The sequence below is a fragment of the Microlunatus sp. YIM B11417 genome (assembly GCF_059617205.1).
Window position 1 is genome coordinate 829409 of the sequence record NZ_JCAMPJ010000001.1, and the last position, 18846, is coordinate 848254.

At 72.6% G+C, this 18846-nt stretch carries 16 protein-coding genes; 11 read left to right on the top strand and 5 right to left on the bottom strand.

Annotated elements, in window-relative coordinates:
• Nucleotides 1–200: 200 nt before the first annotated feature.
• The 6 genes from AC6CCG_RS04260 to AC6CCG_RS04285 are packed head-to-tail and all read left to right on the top strand — an operon-like array spanning nucleotide 201 to nucleotide 9194.
• Nucleotides 201–1262, top strand: a complete 1062-nt coding sequence (locus AC6CCG_RS04260) for a FecCD family ABC transporter permease (RefSeq protein ID WP_496653204.1) — start codon at nucleotides 201–203, stop codon at nucleotides 1260–1262.
• Nucleotides 1262–2071, top strand: a complete 810-nt coding sequence (locus tag AC6CCG_RS04265) for an ABC transporter ATP-binding protein (RefSeq protein ID WP_496653205.1) — start codon at nucleotides 1262–1264, stop codon at nucleotides 2069–2071. The genes AC6CCG_RS04260 and AC6CCG_RS04265 overlap by 1 nt, the downstream gene beginning before the upstream one ends.
• Entirely contained in the window at nucleotides 2068–3051 is a 984-nt protein-coding gene (locus AC6CCG_RS04270; protein WP_496653206.1) for an ABC transporter substrate-binding protein, read from the top strand. Before AC6CCG_RS04265 ends, AC6CCG_RS04270 begins: the two co-directional genes overlap by 4 nt.
• Nucleotides 3048–6629: a cobaltochelatase subunit CobN gene (locus AC6CCG_RS04275; RefSeq protein WP_496653207.1), complete on the top strand. Its 3582-nt coding sequence runs from the start codon at nucleotides 3048–3050 to the stop codon at nucleotides 6627–6629. Before AC6CCG_RS04270 ends, AC6CCG_RS04275 begins: the two co-directional genes overlap by 4 nt.
• A 40-nt stretch (nucleotides 6630–6669) precedes the next feature.
• Nucleotides 6670–7623 (top strand): magnesium chelatase ATPase subunit I, encoded by a 954-nt coding sequence (locus AC6CCG_RS04280; RefSeq protein ID WP_496653208.1) that lies wholly within the window; start codon nucleotides 6670–6672, stop codon nucleotides 7621–7623.
• Between the two features lie 2 nt (nucleotides 7624–7625).
• Complete coding sequence (locus AC6CCG_RS04285; protein ID WP_496653209.1) at nucleotides 7626–9194, top strand: VWA domain-containing protein; 1569 nt, start codon at nucleotides 7626–7628, stop codon at nucleotides 9192–9194.
• A gap of 104 nt (nucleotides 9195–9298) precedes the next feature.
• On the opposite strand, the gene AC6CCG_RS04290 is transcribed toward AC6CCG_RS04285, so the two are convergent.
• Both AC6CCG_RS04290 and AC6CCG_RS04295 read right to left on the bottom strand, forming a co-directional pair.
• Nucleotides 9299–10615: a UDP-glucose dehydrogenase family protein gene (locus AC6CCG_RS04290; RefSeq protein ID WP_496653210.1), complete on the bottom strand. Its 1317-nt coding sequence runs from the start codon at nucleotides 10613–10615 to the stop codon at nucleotides 9299–9301.
• A complete protein-coding gene (locus AC6CCG_RS04295) occupies nucleotides 10616–11806 on the bottom strand; it encodes a GNAT family N-acetyltransferase (RefSeq protein ID WP_496653211.1) in 1191 nt (396 codons plus the stop codon). It lies immediately after the preceding gene.
• Nucleotides 11807–11970: 164 nt separating this feature from the next.
• Between AC6CCG_RS04295 and AC6CCG_RS04300 the strand changes: the two genes are divergently transcribed.
• Genes AC6CCG_RS04300 through AC6CCG_RS04310 form a run of 3 tightly spaced genes read left to right on the top strand, consistent with a single transcriptional unit; the run spans nucleotide 11971 to nucleotide 15752 of the window.
• The gene (locus tag AC6CCG_RS04300) at nucleotides 11971–13398 is read left to right on the top strand and encodes a hemolysin family protein (RefSeq protein WP_496653212.1); all 1428 of its coding nucleotides are present in this window, start codon (nucleotides 11971–11973) and stop codon (nucleotides 13396–13398) included.
• A gap of 11 nt (nucleotides 13399–13409) precedes the next feature.
• Nucleotides 13410–14477 carry a tryptophan--tRNA ligase gene (gene trpS / locus AC6CCG_RS04305; protein ID WP_496653213.1) on the top strand — a complete coding sequence of 356 codons (1068 nt, stop codon included), beginning with the start codon at nucleotides 13410–13412 and terminating at the stop codon, nucleotides 14475–14477.
• Nucleotides 14478–14519: 42 nt separating this feature from the next.
• The gene (locus tag AC6CCG_RS04310) at nucleotides 14520–15752 is read left to right on the top strand and encodes a phosphotransferase (protein WP_496653214.1); all 1233 of its coding nucleotides are present in this window, start codon (nucleotides 14520–14522) and stop codon (nucleotides 15750–15752) included.
• A 9-nt stretch (nucleotides 15753–15761) separates the two neighbouring features.
• Here AC6CCG_RS04310 and AC6CCG_RS04315 read toward each other — a convergent pair whose 3' ends face one another.
• From AC6CCG_RS04315 to AC6CCG_RS04325, 3 genes are read right to left on the bottom strand one after another with little or no spacing between them, the layout of a single operon-like run.
• On the bottom strand, nucleotides 15762–16181 hold the full coding sequence (locus AC6CCG_RS04315) for a GNAT family N-acetyltransferase (protein WP_496653215.1): 420 nt from the start codon (nucleotides 16179–16181) through the stop codon (nucleotides 15762–15764).
• The gene (locus AC6CCG_RS04320; RefSeq protein ID WP_496653216.1) at nucleotides 16178–16663 is read right to left on the bottom strand and encodes a pyridoxamine 5'-phosphate oxidase family protein; all 486 of its coding nucleotides are present in this window, start codon (nucleotides 16661–16663) and stop codon (nucleotides 16178–16180) included. Before AC6CCG_RS04320 ends, AC6CCG_RS04315 begins: the two co-directional genes overlap by 4 nt.
• Nucleotides 16660–17280 carry a TetR/AcrR family transcriptional regulator gene (locus AC6CCG_RS04325; RefSeq protein WP_496653217.1) on the bottom strand — a complete coding sequence of 207 codons (621 nt, stop codon included), beginning with the start codon at nucleotides 17278–17280 and terminating at the stop codon, nucleotides 16660–16662. The genes AC6CCG_RS04320 and AC6CCG_RS04325 overlap by 4 nt, the downstream gene beginning before the upstream one ends.
• A gap of 82 nt (nucleotides 17281–17362) precedes the next feature.
• Between AC6CCG_RS04325 and AC6CCG_RS04330 the strand changes: the two genes are divergently transcribed.
• Nucleotides 17363–17902, top strand: a complete 540-nt coding sequence (locus tag AC6CCG_RS04330) for a hypothetical protein (protein ID WP_496653218.1) — start codon at nucleotides 17363–17365, stop codon at nucleotides 17900–17902.
• Nucleotides 17899–18831: an NAD-dependent epimerase/dehydratase family protein gene (locus tag AC6CCG_RS04335; protein WP_496653219.1), complete on the top strand. Its 933-nt coding sequence runs from the start codon at nucleotides 17899–17901 to the stop codon at nucleotides 18829–18831. Before AC6CCG_RS04330 ends, AC6CCG_RS04335 begins: the two co-directional genes overlap by 4 nt.
• The last annotated feature ends 15 nt before the right edge of the window (nucleotides 18832–18846 follow it).

The following is an 18846-nucleotide window of genomic DNA, read 5'->3' on the forward strand; positions in this document are numbered from 1 at the left end:
TTCGAGGGGGTCGAATGTCCACTCACCGGATGGTCTGCTGAGTCCTTAAATGAAAATGGTTATCGTATGCAGATGACTCGGGGGATTCAGCGGTACGGAGCTGGGGTGGCGCTCCGGACCCAGGACCAGGTGAGCGTCGGCGACTCAAGGGTGCGCGGCGCCGCGATTGAACCGTTTCTTCCTTCCCCGGCCCCGATCCGATGACGGCCGGCCTCGGTCTGCCGACCAGACTCGGTGTGGGGTCGCGGCTCGGGCTGGCCGGAATGATCTTGTTCGTCGCCTTGATCATCGCGGCCGGGACCGGCGTCGCGCTCGGCACCGCCGATCTCAGCCCGGGCGAGGTGATCAACATCATCGCGGGCCGGCTCGGCTGGGGACCGGCGGACCTGGCCTCGCCGCGGGACACCGTGGTGGTGTTGCAGGTACGGCTGCCGCGGGTGATCGTCGCGGCCCTCGTCGGGGCGGCGCTCGGCGTCGCCGGAGCTGCTCTGCAGGGCGTGTTCCGGAACCCGCTCGCCGAGCCCGGCGTGGTCGGGGTCTCCGCCGGCGGCGCGCTCGGCGCGGTGATCGCGCTCTACTTCGGGCTGACCTCGATCAGCCGCTGGATCCTGCCCGGGCTGGCGTTCCTGGGATCGGCCGCGGCGATCGCGGTGGTGCTCGGCGTCGCGGCCCTCAACGCCCGCCGGCTGGTCTCGTCGCTGCTGCTGGTCGGCATCGCGATCAACGCGCTGCTCGGTGCGGTGATCTCGATGATGGTCGCGACCGCCGACACCGACGACGACCTGCGCAGCATCGTGTTCTGGCTGCAGGGCGGGCTGCAGGCACGGACCTGGGACCATGTCGGGTTGATCATCGTCCCGGTCGGGCTCGGGCTGGTGTTGATCATGACCTTCGGCCGGGAGCTGAACGTGCTCGGCCTCGGCGACGAGCAGGCCCGCGCCGGCGGGGTCGACGTCACCAGGACGCGGATGATCATCCTGTTGCTGGCCGCGTTGATCACCGGGGCCTCGGTCGCGGTGTCCGGCACGATCTCGTTCGTCGGCGTGGTGGTGCCGCATGCCATCCGGCTGATCGCCGGTCCTGATCACCGGGTGCTGCTGCCGGCCAGCGCGCTCGGCGGCGCGACGTTCCTGATCCTGGCCGATCTGATCGCGCGCACCGTGTTCGCGCCGGTGGTGCTGCAGGTCGGCGTGATCACCGCGCTGATCGGTGCGCCGGTGCTGCTCTGGTTCGTCGTCCGGTCCACCCGGGAGCGGCTCTGATGGCCACGCCCTCCCTGCTGGAACTCAGCGACGTCACGGTGACCGGCGGTGCCACGACGATCGTGGACCGGGTCACCGCCGCCGCCGGGGCCGGTGCGGTGATCGGCCTGATCGGGCCGAACGGTGCCGGCAAGTCGACCTTGTTGCGCACCGTGGCCGGCACCGTCCGGCCGGCCTCCGGTGCGGTGCTGATCGACGGCTGGGCGGTGCGCGGCTGGTCGGCCCGGGAGCTGGCCCGCACGGTCGCGTTCGTACCGCAGAACACGAACGTCGACTTCGGCTTCACCGTCCGCGACGTGGTGCTGATGGGCCGGCATCCGCACCTCGGCCGGTTCGGGGTCGAGGGCCCGGCCGACCGGGAGCTCGCCGCGGCGGCGTTGGAGCGGACCGGCACCGCGGGGCTGGCCGACCGGGTGATCACCACCCTGTCCGGCGGCGAACGGCAGCTGGTGCTGATCGCGAAGGCGTTGGCGCAACAACCCCGGATCCTGGTGCTCGACGAGCCGGTCTCCGCGCTCGACCTGCGGCACCAGCTCACCGTGCTGCGGCTGATCGAGGCCGTCGCCGCGACCGGCTGCCTGGTCGTGGTGGCGATCCACGACCTCGAACTGGCGGCCCGGTGCTGCGAGCGGCTCTGGCTGCTGGACCGCGGTCGGCTGCTCGCCGACGGGCCGCCCGGCGACGTGCTGCGGCCGGACCTGATCCGGACCGCCTTCGGCGTGACGGCGTCCGTCCGGCCCCATCCAGACCTGAAGACGATCACGGTCACGGCCCTGGACGCCGTGGACCGGGAAGGAGAACTCCGATGAGAAGGTTGATCATCCCGTTGCTGTTGTTGATCATGGCGAGCGGCTGTGCCGGGACGGCGGCCGCACCGCCGGGGGCCGGCGGGGGCGGCGTGGCCGACGGCGCGGACTGGCCGCGGACGATCGACTACCCGGGCGGGTCGGTGACGCTCGCCGGGGCACCGCAGCGGGTGGTCGCGCTGTCGTCCGACGTGGCCGACGTCGCGCTGCAGCTGGTCGAGCCGGAGCGGATCGCTGCCGTACCGACGCTGAACACGAACCCGCACCAGTCGCTGCGCTCCGCCGAGGCGAGCCGGGTGGCCGGCCGGCTGGCATCGGCCACCGGTGCCGATCCCGAGTCCGTGCTGAGCTTCGATCCGGACCTGGTGCTGGTGACCACGCGACACGATGCGGAGAGCGACGCGTTCGCGATCCTGGAGCAGGCCGGAGTGCCGATCCTGGCGATCACCAACACCTGGTCCGATCCGGCGATGTACGCCGACAACGTCCGACTGATCGGCCGCGCCCTGGGTGCCGAGACCCCGGCCGAGACGTTGATCAAGGACTACCAGGCGCGCTGGCAGCGGGTCGCCGACGCGACCGCCGGGCTCGCCGATGATCAACGTCCGCTGGCCGGCCAGCTGCGGGTGATCGGTGACACCATCTATCTCTCCGGGCCCGGCTCGATCAACCAGGCCGTCCTCGGCGCCGCCGGGGCCCGGCAGGTGAGCGACGTGCTCGGCCTGCAGAAGAGCCAGCCGGCCGCCACCGAGCAGCTGATCTCGGCGGCACCCACGGAGCTGGTGGTGCTGGACGGCACCGGCAAGGGCCGGGGGCAGTACGACCACCTGTTCGGGTCGCCGGGCATGGCGGCCGTACCGGCGGTGGCGGAGGGGCGGATCCTGGTCCTGCCGGCCGCCGCGATGTCGTCCGGCTCCGGCGGGATCGACGCCCTGGAAGCGATCGCGCATTGGCTGCATCCCGACCTGGTGTCGGCGCCATGATGGATCCGCCACGCCTGGTCCTTGCGACGGTCGGCTTCGAACAGGCGGCCGCGCTGCCGCTCCGGCGGGCGATCGAACAGCTCGCCGACGCAGGGGAGTTGATCACCGAGTGGCGTCGCGTCCCCGGCCCGGCCGTACTGGCGGACGATCCGTCGGTGGCGGCGGCGCTGGACGGCGCGGACGTGCTGCTCACCTCGACCGCCGATCCCCGGGTCTGCGGCCCGCTGCTGGAGTTGATCATGGAGCGGCCCGGCCTCGCTGTCGTACCGCTGCTGCTGGCCGACCAGGGCCTCCTCGATCAGGCCCGCCTCGGAGCGTTCGACCCGTCCGGGCGGGCGGGGCCGAGCCGGGAGTCGATCATGGCCGCTGCGGGGGCGCTGGCCGCGGCGGGCGTGCCGGTGCCGGCCGAGCTCGGGCCGATCCTGCGTGCTGCGGCCACGACGGCGCACCGGCTGCCGGCCGGTGATCTCCGGACGCTCGCCCTGGTGATCATGTGCTTCCGCCAGCTCAGTGTCGGCAACCTCGTGCTCGCGCTACGCCTGCTGGCCCGTCGGACCGGAGCGGACCGCCGGCCGGTGGACGATCTCGGCGTCCCCGAACCGCAGCCGGAGCACGGGCTCTGGCATCCCGCCGGAACCGTGCCCGCGCGCGGGACGCCGGTGATCGTCGTGGCCTGCTCGCGGAGCCAGCTGTTCAGCGGCAACGACGGGCACCTGCGGGCACTGTTCGACCGGCTGGAAGGGTCCGGTCACCCGGCGGTCGGCTGGTTCGGCTCGACCGCGGACCTGGCCGTCGACCTGGAGCCGTACGCGGACGGGATCCGGCTCTGGATCAACACCCGCGGCTTCACTCTGAGCGGCCAGCACGGCTCGCCCGAACTGGCCGAGGGGCTGGCCGCGCTGGCCCGCGCGGACGTACCGATGATCGCCACGGTCACGCTGAGCAACCAGACGCTGCAGGAGTGGCTGGCCGACCCGACCGGGCTGTCCCGGACGACGGTGGCGATGCAGCTCGCGGTGCCGGAGTTGCAGGGCGGGATCGCGCCGCTGGTGATCGCCGGGCGGGACGCCGCGACCGACGAACTGGTCGCCGTCGATGATCAACTCGACCGGCTGGTCCGACTGGCCGGCCGGATGATCAGGCTCCGGGCCAAGCCGGTGTCGGACCGGCGGATCGCGGTGATCTTGGTGTCGCACGCTCCGGAGAAGGGCGCGATCGGCGCCGCGGCTTCGCTCGACGTCTGGGCCTCGCTGCAGGCCCTGCTCGATGCGCTGGCCGGGGCGGGTTACCGGGTGGACGTACCGGAGGATGCCGAGGCGACCTTCGACGCCGTCGTCGAGCGCGCGGCGCCGGCGACCGCACGGGTGCTCGCCCGCTACCCCGCGGCCGACTATCTGCGGGAGTACCGGGCCGGCCGCCGGATCACCGCGGCGTGGGGACCGGCGCCGGGGGAGTTCGACAACGACGGCGAGGCCTTCGAGGTGCACGGCGCCCGGTTCGGCAACGTCACGGTCTGTTTCCAGCCGTCCCGTGGCTACGGTGCCGATCCGGCCGGCCTGCTGGCCAAGCCGGATGCCACCCCGACCCACGCGTTCGCGGCCTGTTACACCTGGCTGGATCGGCACCTGGACCCGGATCTGGTGCTGCACTTCGGCACCCACGGCGCCCTGGAGTTCATGCCGGGCAAGCAGACCGGGCTGGTCCGGACCGACTTCTCCGATCACCTGCTGAACGCGATTCCGCACAGTTATCTCTATGTCGCGTCCAATCCGTCCGAGGCGGCGATCGCCAAGCGCCGTTCGGCGGCCACCATCGTCAACCACCTCTCGCCGCCGCTCGCCGACGCCGAACTGGACGGCAGGCTGCGGGGGCTGCGGGACGACATCGCGGGTTGCCTGGCCGCCGCTCCGGCGCTCCGGGCCCAGCGGCTCGCCACGATCACCGAGGCCGCCGAGGCCGAGGGCCTGCACCACGACGTCGACGCCGACCTGGCGACCTCCGACCCGGCGACCTATCTGGAGCGGCTGGCCGCGACGCTGGACGAGGTCGCGGAGACGCTGATCTCGGTCGGGCTGCACCGGCTCGGCCGGGGGATGGCGCCCGAGGACACCCGGGCGATCCTGCGCGCCTGCTGCGACCAGGGGTGCGACGAGCGGGGCCTGGCCGGCCTGATCGACGAGCCGGACCGGGCCGAGGCGCTGGTCGACGCGGTGATCAACGGCCGGCCCGGCGATGATCATGATCCGGCCTGGTACGACTACCTGGCCGACACCATGATCAAACTGGGTCGCAACGACGAGCTCGGCGCGTTGCTGCACACCCTGGACGGCGGCTTCGTCCCGCCGGGGCCGGGCGGTGACCCGATCCGGGAGCCCAACGTGCTGCCGACCGGCCGGAACACGTACTCGATCGACCCGACCACCATCCCGACCGCGGCGGCGGTGCGGCGCGGCCGCGCCTCCGCGCAGGCCCTGCTGGACAAGCTCACCGACACCGGGGACCTGCCCGAATCGGTGGCGCTGGTGATCTGGGGGATTGAAACGATCAAGAGCCGCGGCGAGACGCTGGGCCAGGCGTTCGCGCTGCTCGGCGTCGAGCCGTACGCCGACTCGCACGGCCGGGTCAACCGGTTCCGGATCATCGACCCGGCGACGCTCGGTCGGCCCCGGATCGATGTCGTCCTGACCGCCTCGGGGGTGTTCCGCGACCTGTTCGGGCAGGCGATGGCGCTGCTGGACGAGGCGATCCGGGCGGTCGCGCTCCTCGACGAGGATCCGGAGCAGAACTACGTCCGCAAGCACGCCCTCGAGCAGGCCCGCGAGCTCGGGATCGACGTCGCGGACGCCGCCACCCGGGTCTTCTCCAACGCGCCGGGCGACTACGGCTCCGGTGTCAACCACGTCGTCGACGCCTCGACCTGGGAGACCGATCTCGAACTCGGCGAGCTGTACGCGAACCGTCAGGGCTACGCCTACGGAGTGAGCCTGACCGGGGCCGAGGCGGGCCGGCTGTTCCGGTCCGTGCTGGCCACGGTCGACGTGACCTTCCAGAATCTCGACTCAGTGGAACGGTCGCTGGCCGACAGCGACCACTACTTCGAATACCTCGGCGGGGTCTCGGCCGCGGTGAAGGCGGCCGGCGGCCGGGCGCCGCGGGTGCTGGTGTCCGACACGTACTCGCCGCGGGCCCGGGTCCGCGACATCGACGAGGCGCTGCGGCTGGAGTCCCGGACCCGGCTGCTCAATCCGCGCTGGTACGAGGCGATGCTCGAGCACGGCTTCCAGGGCGTACGGGAGGTGGCGCAGCGGCTGGACAACACGTTCGGTTGGTCGGCGACCGTCGACGCCGTGGACGACTGGATCTACTCCGCCGCCGCGGCGACGTTCCTCTTCGACGACGCGCTGCGGGACCGGATGGCGGCCGTCAACCCGGCCGCCGTGCGGTCGATGGCACTGCGGCTCGACGAGGCGGACCGGCGCGGCCTGTGGCAGCCCGGTCCCGCCGAACGGGCCCGGCTCGACCAGGTCGCCGACCTGCTCGAGGACGCGGTGGAAGGAGTCGGGCCGTCGGCCGCCTGACCATGATCGGAAACGGACCATGATCGAAAACGGAGAACCCATGATCGACAACGAACCACCGGTCTTCCCGTTCAGCGCGGTCGCCGGCCAGGTCGAACTGAAGCGGGCGCTGCTGCTGTGCGCCGTGGATCCACGGATCGGCGGCGTGCTGGCGCTCGGCGACCGCGGCACGGCGAAGTCGACCACCGTCCGCGCGCTCGGCCAGCTGCTCGCGCTGACCGACCCGGACCGCGTGGTCGTGACGCTGCCGCTCGGGGCCAGCGAGGACCGGGTGATCGGCTCGATCGACCTGGAGGCCGCGCTGACCACCGGCGAGCGGCGGTTCGCGCCGGGCCTGCTCGCCGCCGCGCACCGCGGGTTCCTCTACGTCGACGAGGTGAACCTGCTCGACGACTACCTGGTCGACGTGCTGCTCGACGTCGCGGCGTCCGGGGTCAACGTGGTGGAGCGGGAGGGGATCAGCCACCGGCACCCGTGCGAGTTCGTCCTGGTCGGATCGGGCAACCCGGAGGAGGGCGAGCTGCGGCCGCAGCTGACCGACCGGTTCGGCCTGGCCACGACGGTGTCCACCGAGCGCGACCCGGCCGTACGGCGGGAGATCATCCGGCGCCGGCTGGAGTTCGCCGACGACCGGGACGGGTTCTACCGGCGCTGGTCTGCGGCCGAGGTCGAGCTCGCGGCGAGCGTGGCCGAGGCACGCCGGCGGCTCGAGGCCGTGCTGCTGCCGGACGCGGTGCTGGAGTCGATCATCGAGCTCTGTGTCGCCGCCGGGGCGATCGGGCATCGCGGCGAGGTGGTGCTGAGCTATGTCGCCCGGGCCGGCGCGGCGTTGCGGGGTGCCGAACAGGTCGAGCTGCGCGACGTTGTCGATCATGCCCTGCTGGCGTTGCGCCACCGGGTGCACCGGGAGGCGTTCGACAGCGCCGAGACGATCGACCGGCGGTTGCTGGACCTGGTCCGGTCGGTGATCAGCCCGGCTCCCGTACCGGCGTGATCATGATCGATCCCACGCTGCTGGCGGCGATCCTGGAGGACCCGGGACCCGGGTTGGTGGTCACCGGTGATGCCCTGGTACGGGAGCGGGTCTGGCGCGAGCTGGCCCTGGCTCTGGTGGAACGTGGTCACCGGGTCCGGCCGGTGCCGCCCGGCCTGGCCGCCGGCGAGCTCGAGCCTCTCGGGACGGGTGCGGTGATCATGGTCGCCACCGCGGAGCTGGTGGAGCCGGAGCTGGCCGCCGGGTTGGCCAGGCTTCCCGCGGTGATCGTTTCCGCCCCCGCCCTGGCTGCGCTGCCGGCGGCGCTGGCCCGCCGGTGCTGTGCCGTGGTCGACCTCCCGCCGGGCCTCGTCTCGCTCCGGGACCTCCTGGCTGGGCGGCTGCTGCCGGATCCGTCCAGCGCCGTGGCCGGAGCGGAGGACGCCCGGGAGCGGATCGTGACGACGGTGGTGGAACTGGCCGACGGCCACGGGATCGCCGATCATGGACTGGAGCTCGGTGCGGCCCGGCTGGCCGAACTGGTGCACCGGGCCGGGGCCGATCCGCGGCCGATCCTGATCGATCATGTCTTCGGTCCCCGCGCCGTCACGGCGGCCCAGGTGCCGGCTGTGCCGGACGACGCCGGCGACCATGATCAGGACGGCGACCGGGAATCGGGCCGTCGCGACGGGGGTCGCGACGACAGGCCGGATCAAGGTCAGGATGGGAGCGACGGAGCCGACCGAGGGCCGGATCGCCGGGGCGGTGCAGCGCCCGGAACGCGACGCGGCGAGGACGCCGGCTCCGACGAGAGCGAGCCGACGGCGGCGGCCGAACCGTTGCCGCCGGCCCGGTCGGACGCGGCCGGGCCGCCGCCGGCCCGGGTCCGCCGCGCACCGGCCGGACGTCGCGGCGCGGTGATCACCGGTGGGGCCCGGGGCCGGCCGGGCCGCGTGGTGCCGTACGGGCGGCGCGGGGCACCACTGGCGCTGCTGCCGACGCTGCGGACCGCGCTGCCCTGGCAGCAGGTCCGGTCCGGCGGCCGCCCGGGCCGGGTGATCATCGCGCCGGAGGACCTGCGCGGCCAGCTGCGCCGGCGGCGGGCCGGCCGGTTGACGATCATGATCGTCGACGCGTCGGGATCGATGGGCCGCGACGCCGTCCGTACCGCGAAGGCGCTGGCGCTCGGGTTGCTCGACGTCGCGTACCAGCGGCGGGACGAGGTGGCGATCGTGCTGGCTCGCGGCAGCCGGGCCGTCCTCGGCCTGGCCCCGACCCGCAGCCGGGCCAAGGCGCTGCTCTGCCTGCGCCGCCTGCCGGCCGGCGGCGGCACCCCGCTGGCTTCCGCGCTGTTGTTGGCGGCCGGGTTGGCCGGCCGCTACGACCCGCCGGCCGTGGAACTGGTGATCTTCACCGACGGCCGCGCCAACGTCGGGGTCGGCGGCGACGCCCAGGAGGATGCCGCGCAGGCGGCCCGGCTGGCCGCCCGCCGCTGCGGCTCGGTACGGGTCGTCCCGCCGGCCCGCCCGTCCCGCCGTGACGACACCTGGCTGACCGACGCGTTCGCCTCGGCCGCCCGGACGTTCCGCTAGGTCCCTACCCGCAGGTCCGGGGTCCTCACCAGGCTGCGGCGACCGGTCACTTCCGCAGCGACACGCCGTCAGAACGCCTGCTCTTCTGACCGGTCGGCGGAGGGTCAGAGGGTGGCGGCTCGGCCGATCTGGACCAGCTTCCAGCCGGCGTCGCGCCAGGTGGGCGCGTGCAGCTTGAGTCGGCCGTCGATGATGATCTTGGACTTGACCAGGGGGCCCAGCTCGCTCGGATCCAGGTAGCGGAACTCGGGCCAGGCGGTCAGGTGCAGCACGATGTCGGCGTCCCGGACGGCCTCGGTGACGCTGCCGACCTGGGTGAATCCGTCCCGCGGGGCGAGGTGGGCCTGCGGGTCGTACACCTCGACGATCGCGCCGCGATCATGGAGATGGTCGGCGACGGTGAGTGAGGGGGAGTCCCGGGTGTCGTCGGTGCCCTCCTTGAAGGCGGCACCGAGGACGGCGACCTTCTTGCCCGCGATGTCGCCGCCGACCTGGTCGATCGCGAGTTCGGCCAGCTCGATCCGCTGGGCGGAATTGATCACCTCGACGCTCTTGATCAAGTCGCTCAGGACGTTCACGCCGAGTTCGTCGGCCCGTACCGCCAGAGCCCTGATGTCCTTGGGGAAACAGCCACCGCCGAAGCCGAGGCCCGGGCTCAGGTGGCCGCGGCCGATCCGGGCATCCAGGCCCAGCGCGTCGGCCAGCACGGTCACGTCGCCGCCGGCCACCTGGCACAGCTGGGCCATCGCGTTGATGAAGCTGATCTTGGTCGCCAGGAACGTGTTCGCCGCCTGCTTGATCAACTCCGCGGTGGCCAGGTCGCAGGTGATCACCGGGGTCTCCTCGGACAGCGGGATCGCGTACGCCTGTTCGAGCAGGCGGAGCGCGTGATCGGACTGCACGCCGAAGACCAGTCGGTCCGGCCGCAGCGTGTCACCGACCGCGAAGCCCTCGCGGAGGAACTCCGGCTGCCAGGCCAGTTCGATCCCGTCGCCGGCCGGGGCGAGCCGCCGGAGCCGTTCCTGCAGCGCGGGCGCGGTGCCGACCGGAACGGTCGACCGGCCGACCACCAGGGCCGGCCTGGTGAGCTTCGGCGCCAGCGCGTCGATGGTCGCGTGCAGCTGGCTGAGATCCGCCGAGCCGTCCGGCAGCGCGGGTGTGCCGAGGGTCAGGAAGTGCACATCGGCCCAGTCGGCGATGTCGTCGTAGTCCAGCGTGAAGCGGAGCCGACCGGACCCGGTGTGCTGCTCCAGCAGGTGTTCCAGGCCGTTCTCGAAGATGTGCGGCTGGCCGGCGTTGAGTTTCTTCACCACCTCCGGCACGACGTCGACGCCGATCACCTCGTGGCCGAACTCGGCCAGTCCGGCGGCGAGCGTCGAGCCCAGATAGCCCGTCCCGATGACGCTGATCCGCAAAGTCACTCAGCGAGTGTGGCACACGCGATGGAACAACAGGAGATCGTCCACCGTCCCGTCGGCGAGCACCTCGGCGGCCGGCTGGGTCCCGACCAGCGCGAAGCCGGCCCGCTCCGCGACCCGCCGGGAACCGGCGTTTGTCGCGGCGCAGCGGATCAGGGCCGAACGCACCGGAACCGACAGCCCGGTGGTACGGCTGCTGAGGAAGTCGACCACGGTGCGCACCGCCGCACTGGTCAGGCCGCGCCCGCGCGCGTCCGGGTGGGCCGAGTAGCCGAGCTCGGCGCGGCCGGCGTCGGACAGGGCGACGGTGATCGTGCCGGCGGCGACGTCGGTCGCCGGATCCGTGTAGCACCAGCCGAAGCCGCGGCCGGTGGCGGCGGCCTCGCGCAGCGACTCGACGAACTCCACCGCATCCCGCCTCGTGTAGGGGTACGGCAGCCGCGGCGCGAAGCGCCGGACCGCCGGATCGGTGCAGATCTGGACCAGCCGCTCCGCGTCGTCCTCGGTGTACGGCCGCACCCGGACCGGCGGGCCGGACGGGGAGGCTTCCCCGGTCAGGACGGGGTTCTCGGGCAGCCGGATCGGCTGCCGCGGATCGTCGCAGGTCATCGTGGCGACCCAGCCGTCGACCAGCTCACCGCGGATGTCGAGCGATCGCCGGATCCGGCCGTCGAACCGGAAGCCGGCCGCGGCAGCCACCCGTCGGGACGGCCAGTTGCCGACCCGGGCGCGCCAGCGGAGCACCCGTACCCCCAACCTGTCGAAGCCATAATCACGGACCAGCCGCACCGCGGTGCTCATCACGCCGTGGCCACGGGCGGCCGGATGCAGGCTGAACCCGATCTCGGCACTGCCGTCGTCGCGCAGCCCGAGGTCGACCGAGCCGGCATAGCGGTGGCCATGCCCGAGGACGGCGTCGATCGCCCAGCCGAAGCCGGTCCCGGACCGCCAGCCGGCCGGGATGACGCCGAGGGCGTACTCGCGGGCCTCGGCGAGCCCGTACCCGTCGGCCGGGATCGGGACCGGGGTCCAGCGCCGCGCGTCGGGGTCGTTGCTCTGTTCGACGATGGCCGGCAGATCGGCCTCGGTGTGGGCCCGCAGCCGGATCCGTCCGGACGGATCGGCCAGGATCGGGACCTCGTCGGGGAACACCCGGCCGTGCCGGTCTCCGGCACTCGGCCGATCGGTCGCCATGGCCCTATCCAACACCCCAGGCCGCGCCGTCCCCGAGGGGGACGGCACGGCACTAAAGTAACGCCGGTGATCAGCGAACACGCGCCGGATCCGGGCCCCGTGCCGGATGCCGAGGCTGCGCCGACCGACGACGGGGAAAGTCACAGTACGCAGCAGGTGTGTCCGTGAACGACACCCTGCTGAACATCCTCGTCATCTTCGTCTTCATCCTGATCGGCGGTGTCTTCGCCGCCGCCGAGATGGCCCTGGTCTCGTTGCGGGACAGCCAGGTCAAACAACTCGCCCAACGGAGCAAGAGCGGCCGGACCGTCGCCCGGCTGAGTGAGAACCCGAACCGGTTCCTGTCCGCCGTCCAGATCGGCGTCACCCTGGCCGGCTTCCTGTCCGCCGCGTTCGGTGGCGCGACGTTGGCCGACGACCTGGGGCCGCTGCTGGCCCAGGTGCTGCCGATCTCGGAGGCCGTCGGCGGCACGATCGCCCTGGTCGTGGTGACGATCATCATCTCCTACGTCTCGATCGTGGTCGGCGAGCTGACCGCGAAGCGGCTGGCCCTGCAGCGGGCGGAGTCGTTCGCGCTGGCGCTCGCGCCGCTGGTCGATTTTATCGCCCGGCTGGCCCGCCCGGTGATCTGGCTGCTCGGCGTCTCCACCGACGGCCTGGTCCGGCTGCTCGGCGGCGACCCGAAGGCCGCCCGCGAGGAGGTGACCGACGAGGAGATCCGCTCCCTGGTCAGCACCTCCTCGACGCTCGGCGCGGAGGAACGGCAGATCGTCGAGGACGTCTTCGCCGCCGGCGACCGCGGGCTGCGCGAGGTGATGGTGCCGCGGACCGAGGTGGACTTCCTGCCCGGGGACATGCCGGTGCACCGCGCCGTCCGGGAGACCGCCGACGCGCCGCGATCCCGGTATCCGGTGACCGGCCGGTCGGCCGACGACATCCTCGGCTTCATCCACGTCCGGGACCTCTTCCACAGCGACCCGTCCCGGAGCACGGTGCCGGTCCGCGAACTGGTCCGGCCGGTGCTCTCCCTGCCCGAGACGGTACGGGTGCTGCACGCGCTCACCATGATGCGGCGCGATTCGGCACACCTGGCGATCGTCGCCGACGAGTACGGCGGCACGGCCGGCATCGTCACGATGGAGGACCTGGTCGAGGAACTGGTCGGCGACATCACCGACGAGTACGACATCGTCACCGAACGGCCGGCCGACAACGGCGGCGAGGTGATCATCGACGGACTGACCACGCTGGACGAGTTCGCCGACCGGTTCACCCTGCCGCTGCCCGACGGCCCGTACGACACGGTGGCCGGATTCGTGGTGGCCCGGCTGGGCCGGCTGGCCAAGGTCGGCGACCTGCTGGTCGAGGTGGTCGGCCCGGTCGACCCGGAGGACGAGGACGTGGTCCCGGTCCGGTTCGAGCTGCGCGTCGCCGAGCTGAGCGGGCGCCGGGTGACCGCGGTCGGCGTCCGCCGGCTGGATGCGCCCGAGCTCGCCGCCGAGCCGCCGCCGGACACCGACCCGGCGGCGAGCCGGGCTCCGGAGGCTGACCCGCACGAGCCCGGTGCGCCGGGTCCGGCGGCGGGTGAGTAACAATGTCGCCCATGTCTGCTGACACGACGACCGCAGATCCGGCCGCGACGGCCGGCGCGCAGGGCCGGGACGACCGGACCACGAAGCCTCGGGTGCTCTCGCTGGTCCAGCCGACCGCGGCCTCGCTGCACCTCGGCAACTACCTGGGCGCGCTGCGGCAGTGGGTGCCGCTGCAAGATGATCATGATGCGTTCTACGGCGTCGCCGACCTGCACGCGCTGACCGTCGAGCAGGACCCGAAGGAGCTGCGGCAGCGCACCCTGCGCAGCGCGGCGCAGTTGATCGCGGCCGGAGTCGATCCGGAGAAGTCGACGATCTTCATCCAGTCGCACGTGCCCGAGCACACCCAACTGAGCTGGATCCTCGGCTGCCTGACCGGGTTCGGCCAGGCCAACCGGATGACCCAGTTCAAGGACAAGTCGGCCCGCGGACTGGGTGATCAGGCGAGTGTCGGCCTGTTCACGTACCCGATCCTGATGGCGGCCGACATCCTGATCTACAAGGCCGACCGGGTGCCGGTCGGCGAAGATCAACGGCAGCACCTGGAGCTGACCCGGGACCTGGCGGCGCGGTTCAACCATCGCTACGGCCGGACGTTCGTGGTGCCGGAGCCGCACATCGTCAAGTCGGTCGGCCGGATCGCGGACCTGGCCGACCCGGTCGGCAAGATGAGCAAGTCGTCGTCCTCGCCGGCCGGCATCATCGAGCTGCTCGACGAGCCCAAGATCAACATCAAGAAGATCAAGTCGGCGGTCACCGACTCGGAGCGGGAGATCCGCTACGACGAGGAGGCCAAGCCGGGCGTGGCGAACCTGCTGACCATCCTGTCCGCGCTGACCGGGACGTCGATCGAGGAACTGGTGGATTCCTTCGCCGGCAAGGGGTACGGGGACTTGAAGGGTGCCGTGGCCGACGTCGTCGGCGAGGTCGGCGGTGCGTACCGGGAACGGGCGCTCGGCCTGATCGAGGAGCGCACCGAGCTCGAGGGCATCCTGGCCGCCGGCGCGGAGCGCGCCCGGTCCATCGCCGCCGCCACCGTGGCCGAGGTCTACGACAAGGTCGGCCTGCTGCCTCGCTGAGGCGCCCCGCACCCGTACCAGGCATGCGAAGATCGATCCGTGATGAGTAGCGTCACCCGCGACCCCGACGGCTCGGGCCTGCTCACGTCGCCGGAAGTCGCCGACCTGCTCACCGCCGCGGTGGCACACGGCGGCGGCCGGCTGATCTCCTGGCAGTTGGACCACGTCGACGCCAATCCGCGCCGGTCGACGACGGCCACCTATACGGCGACGGTGGACTGGCCGTTCGGCCGCCGTACCGAACTGCTCGGGGCCAGCGCCCGCGCCGGCGGCCGCTCGACCAGCGACGAGAACGCGGTGATCTTCGCCGACGGCGAGCGGGAGGTCGCGGTCTGGCTCTATCCGCGCGATCCGGAGCTGCCCGGCCTGGTCCGGGCCGCGTTCGCCGACGACGTCGCCGAGCTGCTGACCGCGCACCAGGTGCTGTCGGCGCCGGTGCTGCCGGGCCAGGTCGAACTCGAGATGATCGGCTACCGGCCGCGCCGCCGGGCCGTGCTGCGGGCGACCGTGACCACGGCCGCCGGGCCGGAGACGTTCTTCATCAAGGTGCTCCGGGAGCGGCTGTTCGAGCCGACCGTGCGGCGGCACCAGTTGCTGCTCGCGGCCGGCGTGCCGGCGCCGCCGATCGCCGCGGTGACGCCGGATTTCCTGCTGGTGCTGCGGCAACTGCCGGGCCGGCCGCTGGCCCAGGCGATCTTCGACCCGGAGCCGCCCTGCACCGCCGAACAGCTGATCGGCGTGCTCGACGCGATGCCGGTCGAGGTGGCCGCGCTGAGCCGGCGCAACCCGTGGTCCGACGCGGTGGAGCAGTACTCGACCATGGTCGCCGCCGCGCTGCCCTCGCTGCGGCCGCGGCTGGACTGGCTGACCGAGCAGATCCGGACCGGGCTGGCCGGGATCCCGCTCGGCACCGAGCCGACCCATGGCGACTTCCACGAGGGTCAGTTGTTCGTGTCGGCCACCGGCGTCAGCGGCATCCTCGACATCGACACGATCGGCCCCGGCCGGCGCGCCGATGATCTTGCCTGCCTGCTGGCGCACCTGTCGTCGGTGCAGCGGATGAACGCCGAGCAGGCGGCCCGGGTGAGCCGGCTGATCCGGGACTGGGTCCCGGTCTTCGACACCCGGGTCGACCCGGTCGAACTGCGGCTGCGCGCCGCCGCCGTCGCGATCTCGCTGGCTACCGGCCCGTACCGGGGTCAGGAGCCGGCCTGGGAGCACGAGACGACCATGATCATCGACGCCGCCGAGCGGCTGATCCGCAGCATCGGCTGACGCCGCTCGCTAGGTCCAGAGGGCCATGCCGATGGAGCGGTCGCGGTCCTCGGTGAAGCCGTGCTTGGCGTAGAGCCTGCGGCCGGGCGGGTCGGCCATCAGCGAGACGAAGGCCTTCGGCGGCGCTGCGGTACGGATCTCGTCGACCAGCCAGGTCAGCACGGCGTCGCCGATGCCCTGGCGCTGGTGGGCGGGCAGCACCGCCATGTCGACGACGTGGAAGTACCAGCCGCCGTCGCCGATCACGCGGCCCATGCCGACCGTTTCGCCGCCGTCGTGGACCACGTGGCAGGCCCGCCAGCTGCCGGGCAGGGCCAGCTCGGCCTGCTCCCGGGTGCGCGGGGTGAGCCCGGACTCGCTGCGCAGCCTCAGATAGTCGGGCACCGGTGGAACGCCGATCCGGAACCGGTAGGCCGCGGGCAGGCTCATTTCCGGACCGCCCGCTCGGGCTGCCCGGGCTGCCAGACCGTGATCAACAGCCCGTCGTCGATCTCCACCGAGGAGGCGCCCTCGATGTCGGCCACGTAGAACGGGTCGAACCGTCGGCCGCGCAGGTCGAAGCCGCTGTCGGCGAACAGCCAGTCGGCGAACCGGCGGTGCAGGTCCTCGTCCTGCAGGTCGTGCACCACGCCCCAGAGCTTGGCGTCGCCCTCGGCCACGTGCGGGTCGACCGTGGCCGTGTGCAGCGTGAAGCGGGGATCGCGGCCGAGGTCACGGAACTTGGTGGTGCCGGGCATCCCGGCGATCACGAGATGATCTTCGAAGATCCGCGGCTCGACCGGGCTGATCCGCGGGTAGCCGTCGGAACGCAGGGTGCCGAGCAGGCAGAGGTTGCCGGTCGCGGCGTGGCGGCGGGCGAACAGCCCGGACACCCTCGGCGATTCCTCGGCGAAGTCCTTCCAGGTCGTCATGACGACACGGTAGCCCCACCCGGCGGTCCGATCAGGCCGTCCAGCAGTTGCCGTACGGTCCAGCGGAACTGGGCCGCCGAGTCGTAGCCCGCGATCACCGGCCAGCTCTGCTCGGTGAGCGGGAACGCGGTCAGCTCGGGTACGGAACGCTCGGCGGGGCCGGCCTCGGCGAGCGCGATCGAACCCAGCACCTGCACCTGGAAGGCGTAGCTCGCCCGGGCCGCGTCGGCCACGCCCAGTCCGGCCTCGACGAAGATCGCGATCAGGTCCTCGCCGAACCGGAGTGCGTTCGGTCCGGTCAACGGCGCGCTCATGATCACCGCGATCGCGCCGGGCCGGGCCAGCAGCCGGCTCCGCACCCGGTCGGCGAGGGTGGTCAGGCGCTGCCGCGGCGCCGCCCTGCCACGGCCCGGCCGGAGCTCGGCCAGCAGCTCCTCCGCCATGCCCTGGAGCAGGGCGGCCTTGCTCGGGAAGTAGGTGTAGACGGAGTTCGGCGAGATGCCGAGGCCGGCCGCGACCGCCCGGATCGATACCGCGGCCGGCCCACCGTCCGACAGCACCGCGAAGGCGGCCGCCAGCACCTCCGGCTCGGTCAAGCCTCGTCGCGGTCCCGGCACGTCGCGTCCTCTCGTCGACTATTGCTGCACAGTGTACAGTGATGATTACTCTGCACGGTGTGCAGTGTTAGGGATCAGGGGGATGATCATGAAGAGATCGCTGTGGTGGCTGGCCTGGGGTGCCACCGTGTTCGGCTACCCGATCGGCGGTGCGCTGGCGACCGCTGTGGCCGGGCCGGTCGACGGCCCCGGTCCGGCAGCGGTGGGCGGTGCCGTGGTCGGGCTGGTCGTGGGCTCCGGGCAGGCGCTGGCCGCGCGTGACCGGCTGCCTGCGGTGCGCTGGCCGCTGGCCACCATGATCGGCACCGCGGCCGGCCTGGTGCTCGGCTCGGCGGCGGTCGGCTACCGGACCTCGCTGGCGGAGCTGGTCGGTCAGGGGGCGATCACCGGGCTGGTGCTCGGGGCGGCGCAGGCGGTCGTGCTGCCTGCGGCGGCCCGGGCGCGGGCGGCCTGGGTCGGGGCCAGTGCGGTGATCATGGCCGCCGGCTGGCTGGTCACGGCCGCGATCGGTGTCGATGTCGAGCGGCAGTACGCCACGTTCGGTGCGTCGGGTGCACTGGTGGCCACGCTCGGGTCCGGGCTGCTGCTGTTCGGGCTGGTCCGGCGGGAGGTGCGGCGATGACGTCCCTGGTGCTGGGTGGCGGGCCGGTCGGCCGGGCCGTCGCGCGCCGGCTCGCCGAACGGGGTGACCGGGTTCGCGTGGTCACGCGTTCCGGTGCGGCGGGGTTGCCGGACGGCGTCGAGTCCATCGCTCTTGATGTCACCGGCGACATCACCGATCGGCGGCTCGTCGACGGGGTCCGGGTCGTGTACCAGGCGCTCAATCCTGCCTATCACCGGTGGGCCGAGGAGTTTCCGGACCTGCAGCGCGCCGCCATCCGGATCGCCGAACGGGCCGGGGCGCGGCTGGTGGTCGTGGACAACCTCTATGCCTACGGACGGTCGCACGGGCAGCCGCTGACCGAGGTGACGCCGGAGCGGCCGCACACCCGCAAGGGTCGGGTCCGGATGATCATGAACGCCGAGCTCTGGGCCGCCCACCGGGCCGGCCGGGTGCAGGCCGTTGCCGGGCGGGCTGCCGACTACTTCGGCCCCGAGGCCGGGCTCGGGACCGTGCTCGGCGACCCGGTGATCACGGCCGTCCGGGCGGGCCGGGTGGCAACCCTGCTTGGCGATCCCGACACCCGGCACAGCTTCGGCTATCTGCCCGACCTGGCCGCCGGCCTGGTACTGCTCGGTGATCATCCGGAGGCAGTCGGCCGGGTCTGGCACCTGCCGGCCGACCCGGAACCGTGGACCACCCGGGCCATGGTGGGCGAGCTGTACCGGCTGGCCGGGCACCGGCCGCGGATCCGCCGGATCCCGATGATCATGGTCCGGGCGGCCGGGCTGATCGATCGGACCGCGCGGGAGCTGGTGGAGATGGAGTACGAGTTCGCCGAGGACTTCGTGGTCGGCAGCTCGGCGATCACGGGGCTCGGTGCGGCGGCCACGCCGATCCGCCGTGCGCTGGCCGACTGGCTGGACTGGGCCGAGCGGTCTGACATCTAGGAGCCTTGCGGTAGG